Source organism: Streptomyces flavofungini (genome assembly GCF_041028215.1).
GTDB lineage: Bacteria > Actinomycetota > Actinomycetes > Streptomycetales > Streptomycetaceae > Streptomyces > Streptomyces flavofungini_B.
The window spans coordinates 1-11,946 of sequence record NZ_JASKYR010000166.1; the positions used below are offsets into that span (position 1 = coordinate 1).

13 protein-coding genes are annotated in these 11,946 nt (G+C 71.3%); 8 read left to right on the plus strand and 5 right to left on the minus strand.

The features are described 5' to 3' along the window. Positions 1–48 precede the first annotated feature (48 nt). Entirely contained in the window at positions 49–276 is a 228-nt protein-coding gene (locus tag AB8Z36_RS14090) for a hypothetical protein (protein WP_369213617.1), read from the minus strand. Between the two features lie 74 nt (positions 277–350). On the opposite strand from AB8Z36_RS14090, the gene map reads away from it, so the two are divergent. Together map and AB8Z36_RS14100 are read left to right on the plus strand one after the other, a co-directional pair. After that, positions 351–1,208, plus strand: coding sequence for a type I methionyl aminopeptidase (gene map / locus AB8Z36_RS14095; protein WP_369213618.1), 858 nt, complete (start codon positions 351–353; stop codon positions 1,206–1,208). Positions 1,209–1,383: 175 nt separating this feature from the next. Further along, complete coding sequence (locus AB8Z36_RS14100) at positions 1,384–2,052, plus strand: heme oxygenase (biliverdin-producing) (RefSeq protein ID WP_369213619.1); 669 nt, start codon at positions 1,384–1,386, stop codon at positions 2,050–2,052. 44 nt (positions 2,053–2,096) lie between these two features. On the opposite strand, the gene AB8Z36_RS14105 is transcribed toward AB8Z36_RS14100, so the two are convergent. Then, positions 2,097–2,789, minus strand: coding sequence for a PhzF family phenazine biosynthesis protein (locus tag AB8Z36_RS14105; RefSeq protein ID WP_369213620.1), 693 nt, complete (start codon positions 2,787–2,789; stop codon positions 2,097–2,099). A 303-nt stretch (positions 2,790–3,092) separates the two neighbouring features. Between AB8Z36_RS14105 and efeO the strand changes: the two genes are divergently transcribed. The 5 genes from efeO (at position 3,093) to AB8Z36_RS14130 (ending at position 7,863) form a co-directional block, all read left to right on the plus strand. Beyond that, positions 3,093–4,256: an iron uptake system protein EfeO gene (gene efeO / locus AB8Z36_RS14110; protein WP_440581914.1), complete on the plus strand. Its 1,164-nt coding sequence runs from the start codon at positions 3,093–3,095 to the stop codon at positions 4,254–4,256. A gap of 20 nt (positions 4,257–4,276) precedes the next feature. Next, positions 4,277–5,521, plus strand: coding sequence for an iron uptake transporter deferrochelatase/peroxidase subunit (gene efeB / locus AB8Z36_RS14115; protein WP_369213622.1), 1,245 nt, complete (start codon positions 4,277–4,279; stop codon positions 5,519–5,521). Positions 5,522–5,527: 6 nt separating this feature from the next. Next, positions 5,528–6,382 carry an iron uptake transporter permease EfeU gene (gene efeU, locus AB8Z36_RS14120; protein ID WP_369213623.1) on the plus strand — a complete coding sequence of 285 codons (855 nt, stop codon included), beginning with the start codon at positions 5,528–5,530 and terminating at the stop codon, positions 6,380–6,382. Positions 6,383–6,461: 79 nt separating this feature from the next. Further along, complete coding sequence (locus AB8Z36_RS14125) at positions 6,462–6,803, plus strand: hypothetical protein (RefSeq protein ID WP_369213624.1); 342 nt, start codon at positions 6,462–6,464, stop codon at positions 6,801–6,803. Positions 6,804–6,879: 76 nt separating this feature from the next. After that, positions 6,880–7,863: a hypothetical protein gene (locus AB8Z36_RS14130; RefSeq protein WP_369213625.1), complete on the plus strand. Its 984-nt coding sequence runs from the start codon at positions 6,880–6,882 to the stop codon at positions 7,861–7,863. 15 nt (positions 7,864–7,878) lie between these two features. Here the strand turns inward: AB8Z36_RS14130 and AB8Z36_RS14135 are convergent, their stop codons facing one another. Both AB8Z36_RS14135 and AB8Z36_RS14140 read right to left on the minus strand, forming a co-directional pair. Then, the gene (locus AB8Z36_RS14135) at positions 7,879–8,604 is read right to left on the minus strand and encodes a bifunctional DNA primase/polymerase (RefSeq protein WP_369213626.1); all 726 of its coding nucleotides are present in this window, start codon (positions 8,602–8,604) and stop codon (positions 7,879–7,881) included. Positions 8,605–8,731: 127 nt separating this feature from the next. Beyond that, positions 8,732–9,370: a TetR/AcrR family transcriptional regulator gene (locus tag AB8Z36_RS14140; RefSeq protein WP_369213627.1), complete on the minus strand. Its 639-nt coding sequence runs from the start codon at positions 9,368–9,370 to the stop codon at positions 8,732–8,734. Positions 9,371–9,590: 220 nt separating this feature from the next. Here AB8Z36_RS14140 and ddaH point away from each other — a divergent pair, with 220 nt between their 5' ends. After that, a complete protein-coding gene (ddaH, locus tag AB8Z36_RS14145; protein ID WP_369213628.1) occupies positions 9,591–10,424 on the plus strand; it encodes a dimethylargininase in 834 nt (277 codons plus the stop codon). 3 nt (positions 10,425–10,427) lie between these two features. Here ddaH and AB8Z36_RS14150 read toward each other — a convergent pair. Beyond that, the coding region (locus tag AB8Z36_RS14150) for a glycoside hydrolase (protein ID WP_369213629.1) at positions 10,428–11,946 on the minus strand (1,519 nt) is incomplete at its 5' end.

Here is an 11,946-nt window from a genome sequence, read left to right on the forward strand (position 1 = left end):
TAGGAGACCAGGCGGGGCAGCGCCGCCGCGTCGGCGGTCCGGTGGCGGCTACTCGTCCTCGCCCCGGCCGACGGTGTCGTGCCAGCGCGGGTCGTTCTCCCACTCCAGGTTGCGTTCGGCGGCGGTGCGCATCGCCTGTTCCGCGTCCGCGCGCGAGGCGTAGGGGCCCATGCGGTCCTTGCCGGGGCAGTCCGGGCCCTCCTCGACCTTGTGGTGCTCGATGCAGTAGAACCACTCGCCCGGCTTTCCGGCCGTCCGCTTCTTGAACAGTGCCATGACCCACGTCCTCTCGTACCCGGTACGTCCTCTGACGCCATGCTGCCCCAGGAGGGCTGGCTAGACTCGCTGGCATGTCTGGCCAGTCACTGCTCGTACCCGGGGAGCTCTCCCCCATCCGTTCCGTACCCGGCAACATCAGGCGCCCGGAGTACGTGGGTAAACCCGCGCCCACCCCGTACACGGGGCCCGAGGTGCAGACCCCCGAGACCATTGAGCTCATGCGCACCGCGGGACGCATCGCCGCCCGCGCCATGGAAGAGGCCGCGAAGCACATCGCGCCCGGCGTCACCACCGATGAGCTGGACCGGGTGGCGCACGAGTACATGTGCGACCACGGCGCCTACCCCTCGACGCTGGGCTACCGCGGCTTCCAGAAGTCGCTGTGCAGTTCGGTCAACGAGGTCATCTGCCACGGCATCCCCGACTCCACCGTCCTGCGTGACGGCGACATCATCAACCTCGACGTCACGGCGTACATCGGCGGTGTGCACGGCGACAACAACGCCACGTATCTCGTCGGCGACGTCGACGAGGAGTCGAGGCTGCTCGTCGAGCGGACCCGCGAGTCCCTCGACCGCGCGATCAAGGCCGTCAAGCCGGGCCGCCAGATCAACATCATCGGCCGGGTCATCGAGTCCTACGCCAAGCGCTTCGGCTACGGCGTGGTCCGCGACTTCACCGGCCACGGCATCAACACGTCCTTCCACTCCGGCCTGATCGTCCCGCACTACGACAGCCCGCACGCCACGACCGTCATCCAGCCCGGCATGACGTTCACGATCGAGCCGATGCTGACGCTCGGCACGCACGAGTACGACATGTGGGAGGACGGCTGGACCGTCGTCACCAAGGACCGGAAGCGGACGGCGCAGTTCGAGCACACCCTGGTCGTGACGGACACCGGCGCGGAGGTCCTCACGCTGCCCTGAGTCAAGGGCCCGAGCGGAATTCACTGAACGGGAGGTTCCGGGGGCCGGGAGAGGGTAGCTTTTTTGCCGACAGGCTGTCGGGAACCGGTTGACTTAGGCGAGCCTAACTTAGATGATCGGCCGGGGTCACCGGTTTCCGCGGACCCGTCCTTCCCGGCTCCCCTGGAGGTCCCTCATGGACACGCCGCTCACGCCCTTCTCGACGGTCATCCGCACCGCGTCGCACGAGCAGCACACCGAGGCCGAGACCTCGACGTTCATGAGCGACCTGCTCGGCGGCAGACTCGGCGTCGAGGCCTACGCGCGCTACACCGAGCAGCTCTGGTTCGTGTACCGCGCCCTGGAGGACGGCGCCGAGGCGCTGCGCGACGACCCGGTGGCGGGCCCGTTCATACGGCCCGAGCTGAACCGCGTGAGCGAGCTGGAGCGCGATCTGGCGCATCTGCGGGGCGCGGACTGGCGCGCGAGCGCGGCGCCGCTGCCCGCCACCACCGCGTACGCCGCACGCGTGGCGGAGTGCGCGCGCACCTGGCCCGGCGGCTATGTGGCCCACCACTACACGCGCTACCTCGGCGACCTCTCCGGCGGTCAGATCATCCGCGGCAGGGCCGAGCAGACCTGGGGCTTCGCGCGCAAGGGCGACGGCGTGCGGTTCTACGTGTTCGAGGGCATCGCCAACCCGGCCGCGGTCAAGCGGGGGTACCGCGAACTGCTCGACGGGATCGACACCGTCGTCCGGGACGAGCTGGAGCGCAAGCGGATCGTCGACGAGTGCAAGACCGCTTTCGCGCTGAATACGCGGGTCTTCCTCGAGCTCGGCCAGGAGTTCCCGCTCTCCGCGTGAGCGCGAGGGACTCGGGGGCGCTGCCTGCCCCGGGCCCCCGCTCCTCAGACGCCGGAGGGGCCGCCCGGCGCGAAGCGCACTCTGCCGCCCACCTCGATCACTCCGTCCGGGCCCGGTGCCGTCAGGAGCTGGGAGCCCCGGCCCTGGGTGATGTTGAGGGCCCGGTCCAGTGCATGGGTGAGCAGGAGGGCCGCCGCGCCCGTGGCCTCGTCCTCCGTGATGCCGTCGTCGCGGCCGGGGAAGGCCCTCGCCCGTACGCGGCCCGCGGCCTCGTCCTGCCAGGCCCAGGCGTAGATCCACTCGCCCGGCGGCGGCACGTCGAGGGCGTCGACCTCCGCCGCGCTCCCGTACCGGCGCAGCGTCCTCGGCGGCGCCCACTCCGCGCGCGCCGAGATCCAGGTGAACTCCCCGTCCTGGCGGGCCTCCACCACGCCCGCGGGCGTGCTGAGTTCGGGCACGTCCAGGAGCCAGGACGTGCCGACGCAGGGGTGGCCCGCGAAGGGCAGCCGCAGGGTGGGGGTGTAGATGTCGATGACGCCCCGCTCGGGGTCGTCGACGAACACCGTCTCGCTGAAGCCGAGCTTCGCGGCGAACGCCTGGCGGTCCGCCCGGGCACGCAGGCGGGCCCCGTCGCGCACGACACCGAGTTCGTTGCCGTGCCGGCCGTCGGGCCCGCAGAAGACACGCAGGACGTCGTAGCCGTCGTGGCCGCCTGATGGGTCGAGTGGTTCCGTCACCCGCGCATTCAAGCATCACCGCGGGCAGGGGCGGATCACGCCGGGTCCGCGGCCTCGCGGTCAGGGGCTGCTTGACCGGTGCTTTACCAGGTCGAGGGGCATTCATCGGACACCCGTGATCGGCCCGTGAGCGGGGGCTCGACTTGAGAGCTGAATCACGGAACGGGCGGGTATCACCGAGGTAAGGCTCGGTTAAGTTAGGTCCGCCTCACCGGCTCACGGTGGGGTCCGGCGCCCGTCCGTGTCCCGTCCGGTCCCGTCCTGGTCCTGTCCTGGAGCCTCCCCATGCGATCCGTGCGCCCCGTGCGTCCCGCCCGTCTGCCCGCCCTCACGGCCGTCGCCGCCGTCGCGGCCCTGACCGCCGTGACCGGCTGCACCGAGAAGAGCGACGCCAAGGGCGGCGGCGCGAACAGCGTGCGCGTCACGGCGAGCGACGACGCCTGCGAGGTCTCCAGGAAGAAGCTCACCGCCGGACACGTCGAGCTCGCCATCGAGAACAAGGGCTCCAAGGTCACCGAGGTCTACATCCTCTTCCCCGACGACCGCATCGTCTCCGAGCGCGAGAACATCGGCCCCGGCACGAAGCAGAAGCTCACCGCCGAGGTGAAGGCCGGTTCGTACGAGATCGCGTGCAAGCCCGGCATGAAGGGCGACGGCATCCGCCAGCAGGTCACCGTCTCCGGCGGCGGCACCGCGAAGCGGGACCCGCGCCTGGACGAGGCCGTCGCCGCGTACCGGGGCTACGCCCAGGCGCAGGCCGACGCCACCCTGCCCAAGGTGAAGGTCTTCACCGACGCCGTGCGCGACGGCGATCTGGCCGCCGCGAAGAAGGCGTACGCGGACTCCCGCATCGGCTGGGAGCGCACCGAGCCGGTGGCGGAGTCCTTCGGCGACATCGACCCCAGGGTCGACGTCCGCGAGGACGGCCTGGAGGAGGACCAGGACCCGGAGAAGGACTGGACGGGCTGGCACCGTCTGGAGCGGGCCCTGTGGCAGGACAAGAGGATCGGCAAGCGGGAGAAGGAGCTCGCGACCCTGCTCGACAAGGACCTGAAGGACTGGCAGAACCGCGTCGGCAAGGCCGTGATCACCCCGACCTCCATGGCCAACGGCGCCAAGGAGCTGCTCGACGAGGTCGCCACCGGCAAGGTCACCGGCGAGGAGGAGCGCTACTCCCACACCGACCTGGTCGACTTCAAGGCCAACGTCGAGGGTGCTTACAAGTCGTACGCGCTCCTGAAGCCCGTCGTCGCCGAGAACGACGCGGAGCTGACCAAGGAGCTGGACAAGCAGTTCGCCGCCCTGGACAAGCTCCTCGCCGCGTACCGCCACGGCGGCCCGGACTCCTACGCGTACACCTCCTACGACAAGGTCGGCAAGGCGGACCGCAAGGAGCTGCACGACGGCGTGAACGCGCTCGCCGAGCCCCTTTCGAAGCTCGCCGGCGCCGTCGCGAAGACGAAGTGACCGGCAGGGGGAACACAGCCGTGCCCAAGGACGAATCCCGTACGCCGTCGCGGCGCACGCTGCTCGGCTGGGGCGGCGCCGGACTCGCGGTCGGCGCGGCGGCGGCGGGCGGCGCGGTCGCGCTGACCGGCGGCGACGAGGTGTCGGCCGCCGCCGAGGCGGGGGCGGCCGTCCCCTTCCACGGCCCGCACCAGGCCGGTATCGCGACCGCCGTGCAGGACCGCCTGCACTTCGCGGCGTTCGACGTGAAGACGGACGACCGCGAGGAGTTCGTGCGGCTCCTGAAGGACTGGACGGCCGCCGCGGCGCGGATGACGGCCGGGCACACGGTCGGCGAGGGCGCGTACGGCGGGCTCGCCGAGGCGCCGCCGGACGACACCGGTGAGGCCCTCGGCCTCAAGCCGTCACGGCTGACCCTGACCATCGGCTTCGGACCCTCGTTGTTCCAGAAGTTCGGCCTCGCGGACCGGCGTCCCGACGCCCTGGTCGACCTGCCGAAGTTCCCCGGCGACAACCTCGACAAGGGGCGCAGCGGCGGCGACCTGTGCGTGCAGGCCTGCGCGGACGACCCGCAGGTCGCCGTGCACGCCGTCCGCAACCTCGCCCGCATCGGCTTCGGGAAGGTCGCCGTGCGCTGGTCGCAGCTCGGCTTCGGCAAGACCTCCTCCACGACGCCGGACGCGCAGACCCCCCGCAACCTCTTCGGGTTCAAGGACGGCACGCGCAACATCTCCGGCACCGACCCGGCCGCCCTCGCCCGGCATGTGTGGGCCGGGGAGAAGGACGGGCCGGGCTGGATGACGGGCGGCTCGTACCTGGTGGCGCGGCGCATCCGCATGAACGTCGAGACCTGGGACCGGACCTCGCTCGGCGAGCAGGAGGACGTGTTCGGGCGCGACAAGAAGGCGGGCGCGCCCGTCGGGAAGGCCAAGGAGCGCGACGAGCCGTTCCTGAAGGCGATGAAGCCGGACGCGCACGTACGGCTCGCCCACCCCGACGCCAACGACGGGGCGACGATTTTGCGCCGCGGCTACTCCTTCACGGACGGCACCGATGGGCTCGGCCGCCTGGACGCCGGGCTGTTCTTCCTCGCCTACCAGCGGGACCCGCGCACCGGCTTCATCCCGGTCCAGCGGAACCTGGCGCGCGCCGACGCGCTCAACGAGTACATCCAGCACGTGGGCTCCGCGGTCTTCGCGGTCCCGCCGGGCGTCCGTGACAAGGACGACTGGTGGGGCAGGGGCCTGTTCTCCGAGGGGGCGTGAGCGCCGGTGTTCGGCAACTATCTGATCGGTCTGCGCGAGGGTCTTGAGGCCAGTCTGGTCGTCTGCATCCTCATCGCCTATCTGGTGAAGACGGAGCGGCGGGACGCGCTGGTGCCGGTGTGGACGGGCATCGGGGTCGCGGTGGCGCTGGCGCTCGGTTTCGGGTGCGCGCTGACCTTCGGCTCGCGGGAGCTGACGTTCGAGGCGCAGGAGGCGCTCGGCGGTTCGCTGTCGATCGTCGCGGTGGGCCTGGTGACGTGGATGGTCTTCTGGATGCGGCGCACGGCGCGGCACCTGCGGGCCGAGCTGCACGGCAGGCTCGACGCGGCGCTCCGGATGGGCACGGCGGCGCTGGTGGCCACGGCGTTCCTCGCGGTGGGCCGGGAGGGCCTGGAGACGGCGCTGTTCGTGTGGGCGTCGGTGCGGGCCTCCAGCGACGGTTCGCACGGGCCGCTGCTCGGTGTGGTCCTCGGCCTGCTCACGGCGGTCGCGCTCGGCTGGCTGTTCTACCGGGGCGCGGTCCGCATCGACCTCGCGAAGTTCTTCACGTGGACCGGCGCGATGCTCGTCGTGGTGGCGGCGGGCGTCCTCGCCTACGGCGTGCACGACCTCCAGGAGGCGGGGTTCATCGGCGGCCTCCAGAGCAAGGCGTTCGACATCAGCGCGACGATCCCGCCGGACAGCTGGTACGGCACCCTTCTGAAGGGCGTCTTCAACTTCCAGCCCGACCCGACGGTGATCCAGGTCGTGATCTGGCTGTTGTACCTGGTCCCGACCCTGCTGTTCTTCTTCGCCCCAGCGGGACGGACTCCGCGTGCGGCACAGAACGCGGACAAAGCAACGGTTCCGGAACAGGGCTGACCCGGCCCGTCGCGGGCCGAACTCCCGTGCCTATGATCGCCGTTCGTCCATTGATCAACTAGCCAACAAGGACATACCCATGCGTAGTTCCCGTCTCGGGAAGACTCTGGCCACGGTGACCGCGGCCACGGCGCTGGCGCTCGGCGGCACGCTCATGACGGCGACCGGCGCCTCCGCCGTCGGCGGTTCGGCCTGCACGGTGAACATCAGGAACACGCAGATGATCGCCTCGTCGTTCGGCGCCCAGACGTGGAGCGGACCGGGCTCCAACTACACCAAGAAGAAGCACCTCTCCAGCTTCGAGGGCTTCTACGCCCGCTGCTACACCACCAACAAGCACGGCAACAAGTGGTACTACGGCGACCCCAACGCCTCCAGCTCGCGCGCCTGGGTCTACGCCGGGAACCTCCAGACTCCCTGAACCCCGACCGCCTGGCCGCACCCCTTCCCGGGCCCGATATGGTTCGGCCCCGGGAAGGGGTAGGTGAGGACATCCGATGAGCAAGGTTCGCAGGGTTCGCGTGCTGGGCCGTCCGGTGCTCGCGTCGGCGGCGGTGAGCGCGCTGGCGCTGACCGCGAGCGGCTGCGTGACCGTCCACGGCGAGCGCGAGGTCGTGCCCTCGGCCACGAAGTCCGAGGCGAAGCGCGCCCTCAAGGAGTTCCTCACCGCGTACAACAAGGCCGACAAGGCCTTCGATCCGGCGCTGGACGCGGGCCGCGTCACCGGACCGCTGGGCGCCATCAACCAGGGCGGTCTGGAGGCCAAGCGCGTGCAGCACCCCGACGGCAACCCCTCCCACGTGCCGCTTGAGCTGTCGGACGTCACGTACGCGATCCCGAAGAAGGCCGGCTGGCCGCGCTGGTTCATGGCCGACACCGAGGCCAACCGCCGCTCGGACGTCCGCTGGGTGTGGATCTTCACCAAGGGCGGGCCCGACCAGCTCTGGGAGGCGTCCTATCTGAACCTCGTCGCGCCCCGTGACATGCCCGAACTGAAGAAGGACGCGGACGGCTGGGCCGAGCCGGTGCCGGCCGGCGAGGCGGGTCTCGCGCTGAGGCCGAAGGATCTCGGCGAGAAGTACACGGCGTATCTGAAGTCGGGCGGCTCCGCCTTCGAGCCCGGCCCGCACACCACGAAGTGGAAGGCGTTCCGCGACCGCAACACCAAGCGGCTCGGCGTGGGCGTGCAGTACCTCGACTACCCGATGAACGGCGGCATGTTCGCGCCCGTGGGGCTGCGCACCAAGGACGGTGGCGCGATGGTCTTCTTCTCCACGCACCACTACGAGAAGCAGACGGCGGCCAAGGGGCTCGACCTGAAGCTGGACCCGAACGTGAAGGCGCTCCTGAAGGGCGAGGCCAAGCAGTCGGTGACCCTGGAGCGCGTCTCGAACCAGGTCGTCGTCGACCCCGCGGAGCGCGGCGGCAAGGTGGCCTTCATCGGCCGCATCCAGGGCCTCACCGGGGCCAAGGGGGACTGACGGCCCCGGCCGGGGTCAGCCCCGCAGCGGCCAGGCCGCGGCGTCCTGCTGCGGCTCGCCCGCGACCCGGGCGCACTCGTCGGTGAGCGTCTCCAGGAGCGTCAGCGGGTCGGGCAGCGGGTGCTCGGGGCCGCGCACCCAGCGCATCCCCAGGTCGCCGGGGAGCGTGGCGGGCGGTACGAGGACGTAGGAACCGCGGCAGTGCCAGCGCAGGCCGGGGTGCTCGTCCATCGTCTCGGGGTGGCAGTCGAGCTCACACGGCCACCACTCGTCCTCGTCCTCGGGGGTGCCGCGGGTCGCGGTGCAGAAGAGCATGCGGCCGTCGTCGGACTCGGCGACGGGACCGACCTCGATACCGGCGGCGAGCAGCCGCTCAAGGGCCTCGCGGCCCGCGTCGAGCGGCACGTCGAGGACGTCGTGGACCATGCCGGTCGCGGTGATGAAGTTGGCCTGCGGCTGATGGCGGGCCCAGCGCTCGATCTGGCCGCGGTCGGTCGTGGACTGCGTCTGCCAGGCGAAGGAGACGGGGTGCCGGGCGGGCGTGGGGCAGCCGATGCGGTCGCACGAACACCGGTACCCCGAGGGATACGCGGCGGGGGCGAGGGGGAATCCGGCCGCCGCGGCGGCGAGCAGCAGGTCCTCGCGGGCCCGCTCATCACCCGCCGTGTCCTTGGGGGGACGGCGCAGCCACTGGGAAAACCTGCTCCGCCCGCCGGACCGGCTGCCGAACTCCGCGACCATCTAGCCCCTCACCTCGCCGTTGTGCCGAAAGCATGACCCATGGTCCCACCATCCTGCGCCTTCGGGGGCCGGAGCCGACAACCGGGGTGACCGGGACGACAGCAACCTCGGGTGATATTCCGCCGTATTACGGTCGAGAAGGGGCGATGCCGTACAGCGCGTACTCGACGAGCTTGTCCGCGTAGTCGTGGGTGAGGGGGCCCGAGCGCATCAGCCAGCGCTGCGCGAGCGGGCTCGACCACAGCTCCAGGGCGATACGGGGGTCCACGTCCGGCAGCACGTGCCCCGCCTCCTGTGCCGCGCGGACCCGCCGGACGAAGAGCTGGAGCTGCGGTTCGAGGAGCTTCTCCACGAACTCGGCGCCGAGCTCGGGGTTGAGGAGGCCCTCGGCGGCGAGCGCGCGGTAGGGCGCGTCGTACTTGGGGTCGTTGAACTCGTCGACGGTGGCGCGCATCACGTACTTGAGGTCCGCCTCCAGGTCGCCGGAGTCGGTGATCTCGGCCTGGACCACCTCGTGGCCCGCCTTCTCGTTCGCCTCGGCGTTGGCCTGTGCGGCGAGGTCGAGGAAGGCGTCGAGCAGGACGGCGCCCTTCGACGGCCACCAGCGGTAGATCGTCTGCTTGCCGACGCCCGCGCGTGCGGCGATGGCCTCGATCGTCAGCTTGGCGTATCCGGTCTCGTGGACGAGGGCGAGGGCGGCGTCGTAGATGGCGCGGCGCGAACGTTCGCTGCGGCGCGTGGAGTCAGGGACGGTCTTCTGGGCCATGCCTTCGAATGTAGCAGCGCCGGTCCGAGACGTACCGTCTTTACAAGACGCGGCGTCTCGTCGAATGGCCGGGCAACCACCCGTTCGGTGCACAGCGCGGAGCGGGCCCGCACCGCACCATGACAGCAACTGCCCCACAACGGGCGGCTCCTGCCTCACCATGGGCTGAGCTGACCCCACCCGGGGCAGCACCTGACCCTGCGGTCGTGAGGAGCCTTCGTTGTCCCGTTTTCCTCGCTCTCCTCGGCGCGCCACACCCCGGCGCTATCTGATGTGCCCACCGGCACACTTCAAGGTCACTTACTCCATCAACCCCTGGATGGACCCCGCCAAGCCCGTCGACGTACCGCTGGCCGTCGCCCAGTGGGAAGACCTGCGTGACCGCTACCGCTCGCTCGGCCACACCGTCGAGGAGCTCGTCCCCCGCCGCGAGCTGCCGGACATGGTCTACGCGGCGAACGGCGCGACCGTCGTCGACGGACGGGTGCTCGGCGCCCGCTTCGCCTACCGCGAGCGCGAGGCGGAGGCCGCGGCCCACCTGGAGTGGTTCCGCGACCACGGCTTCACCGAGCTCCACGAGCCCCTGCACATCAACGAGGGCGAGGGCGACTTCGCCGTCACGTCCTCCTACGTACTCGCCGGGCGCGGCTTCCGGGCCAGCCCGCTCTCGCACGGCGAGGCACAGGAGTTCTTCGGCCGCCCGGTCATCGGCCTCGACCTGATCGACCCCCGCTACTACCACCTGGACACCGCGCTCGCCGTCCTGGACGACGCGGCGGACGAGGTCATGTACTACCCCGCCGCCTTCTCGCCGGGCAGCCGGGCGGTCCTGCGGCGGCTCTTCCCCGACGCGCTGATCGCCGAGGAGCCCGACGCCGAGGCGCTCGGCCTCAACGCCGTCTCCGACGGCCGCCACGTCCTGCTCCCCCAGGCCGCGGTCGGGCTCTACGACCCGCTGCGGTCCCGTGGCTTCGAGCCCATCGGGATGGACCTGAGTGAGCTGCTCAAGGGCGGCGGCAGTGTGAAGTGCTGCACCCAGGAGCTGCGCCCCTAGGGCCTAGCTCCTGGTGAGCTCCGCCGGACAGAGCCGGCGCGGCGCGTCGTCGCCCTTGAGGCGGGCGTCGGCGCAGCCGCCCGGCAGCCCCTCGTACGCGGTGGTGCCGAAGTTGGCCGTGACGGTCAGCGTGCCCCTGCCGAAGACCGTGCGCTGGACCGTGCGGTCGCCGGTCAGCCTGTGGAAGGAGGTGAGCCGCTCGGTGCCCGCGGCCCGGTGCAGGGGCGAGAAGTACTTCTGGAGCGCGGCCATCTCCCGGCCGTGCTCCTTCAGCGAGGCGCCGTCCAGGACGTAGTTGAGCGGAATGTTGTAGAGCATCGCGAGCAGCGCCCGGTCCTTCTTCTGCCGGGGCAGCTTCTCGTACGAGAGCTCCCAGCGCTCGGTGTTCACCAGCGAGCCGTGCAGCGCGGTCTCGTAGAGCGGGGCGCGGTAGCGGGGGTCGTACATCGCCTCGGCCAGGCCGGCCGGGAGGTCGACGGGCCTGAAGAAGACGCCGGGGGCGTTCGCGGGGACGTAGCCGCCCCACTTCTCGCGGTCCTTCTGGAGCTTCCACAGGCCGTCGGCGACCGGGGTGGCCCCGCCGTGGTCGAAGGCGAGTGCCTCGTTCGCCCAGGGCTGGGCGGTCTCCGAGCCGAGGACGAGGCCCCGGCCCGCGATGCGCCGCATCCGCGCCAGGCGGTAGGCCCGGTCCTGCCCCTTGGTCATCCGGTGGCCCTCGCCGTGGTCGCGGAAGAGCTCACCGGTGGCGTCGACGTCGAGGAAGTAGCTGTTCGAGCCGTTGGCGGTCATGGCCCGGGTGCGGTCGCGGAGGTAGTGGCGGCGCGGCTCGGCCCGCTCGAAGGCGCGCGAGCTGAGGTAGCAGCCGCGGCCGCCGAAGCCGGTCTCCGGGGCGCCCTCGGCGTCGCGTACGCAGAAGTCGGGGTAGACGGTGCCGGGCCAGACGGCGTTCGGGGCGTCGGCGGTCGCCGGGTCCTGCCCGTTGGCGAAGGAGTCGTAGGGGCCGATGAGGTACCCGGCCTTCTTCGCCGCGCTCACCGCCGCCCTGCCGGGGTAGGGCTCCCCGTCGTAGCCGAGCCACATGCGGTCGATGCCCAGCCTCTTGAGCTCCGCGACGGCGGGGGCCCGGCGGGCGGCGCCCCAGGTGTAGGCGTGGAAGGCGCCGAGGAGCCGTCCGGTGGCCGGGTTCTTCCCGATCTTCCGCCGCAGGCTGCCGAGCTTCCCGCGCTCGGCGAGGTAGGAGCGGTAGTCGGCGGCGGGTGCCACCGGGCCGCCGTCGGTGAGGGCGAAGGAGACGGAGTAATCCCGGGTGCCCTCCCCCGCGTCGAAGGTGTGCTCGGCGGTGGCGCGCAGCCGGCCGCCGGGGGCGGTGAAGGCGAGGGTCGTGCCGATGCCGGTGGGCGTGAGGTAGCTGACGCCGGTCCGCTTGCCCAGGGAGTACCCCCACAGCGGCAGCGTCAGATCGGCGCCGACGTCGACGGTGCTGCCGCCGAGCCCGCCCTCGCCGGTGGTCCAGAAGGGGTCG

Coding starts and splice junctions, on each gene's coding strand:
- AB8Z36_RS14090 (WP_369213617.1), bottom strand. CDS start 276: ATGGCACTGTTCAAGAAGCGGACGGCCGGAAAGCCGGGCGAGTGGTTC.
- map (WP_369213618.1), top strand. CDS start 351: ATGTCTGGCCAGTCACTGCTCGTACCCGGGGAGCTCTCCCCCATCCGT.
- AB8Z36_RS14100 (WP_369213619.1), top strand. CDS start 1,384: ATGGACACGCCGCTCACGCCCTTCTCGACGGTCATCCGCACCGCGTCG.
- AB8Z36_RS14125 (WP_369213624.1), top strand. CDS start 6,462: ATGCGTAGTTCCCGTCTCGGGAAGACTCTGGCCACGGTGACCGCGGCC.
- AB8Z36_RS14130 (WP_369213625.1), top strand. CDS start 6,880: ATGAGCAAGGTTCGCAGGGTTCGCGTGCTGGGCCGTCCGGTGCTCGCG.
- AB8Z36_RS14135 (WP_369213626.1), bottom strand. CDS start 8,604: ATGGTCGCGGAGTTCGGCAGCCGGTCCGGCGGGCGGAGCAGGTTTTCC.
- AB8Z36_RS14140 (WP_369213627.1), bottom strand. CDS start 9,370: ATGGCCCAGAAGACCGTCCCTGACTCCACGCGCCGCAGCGAACGTTCG.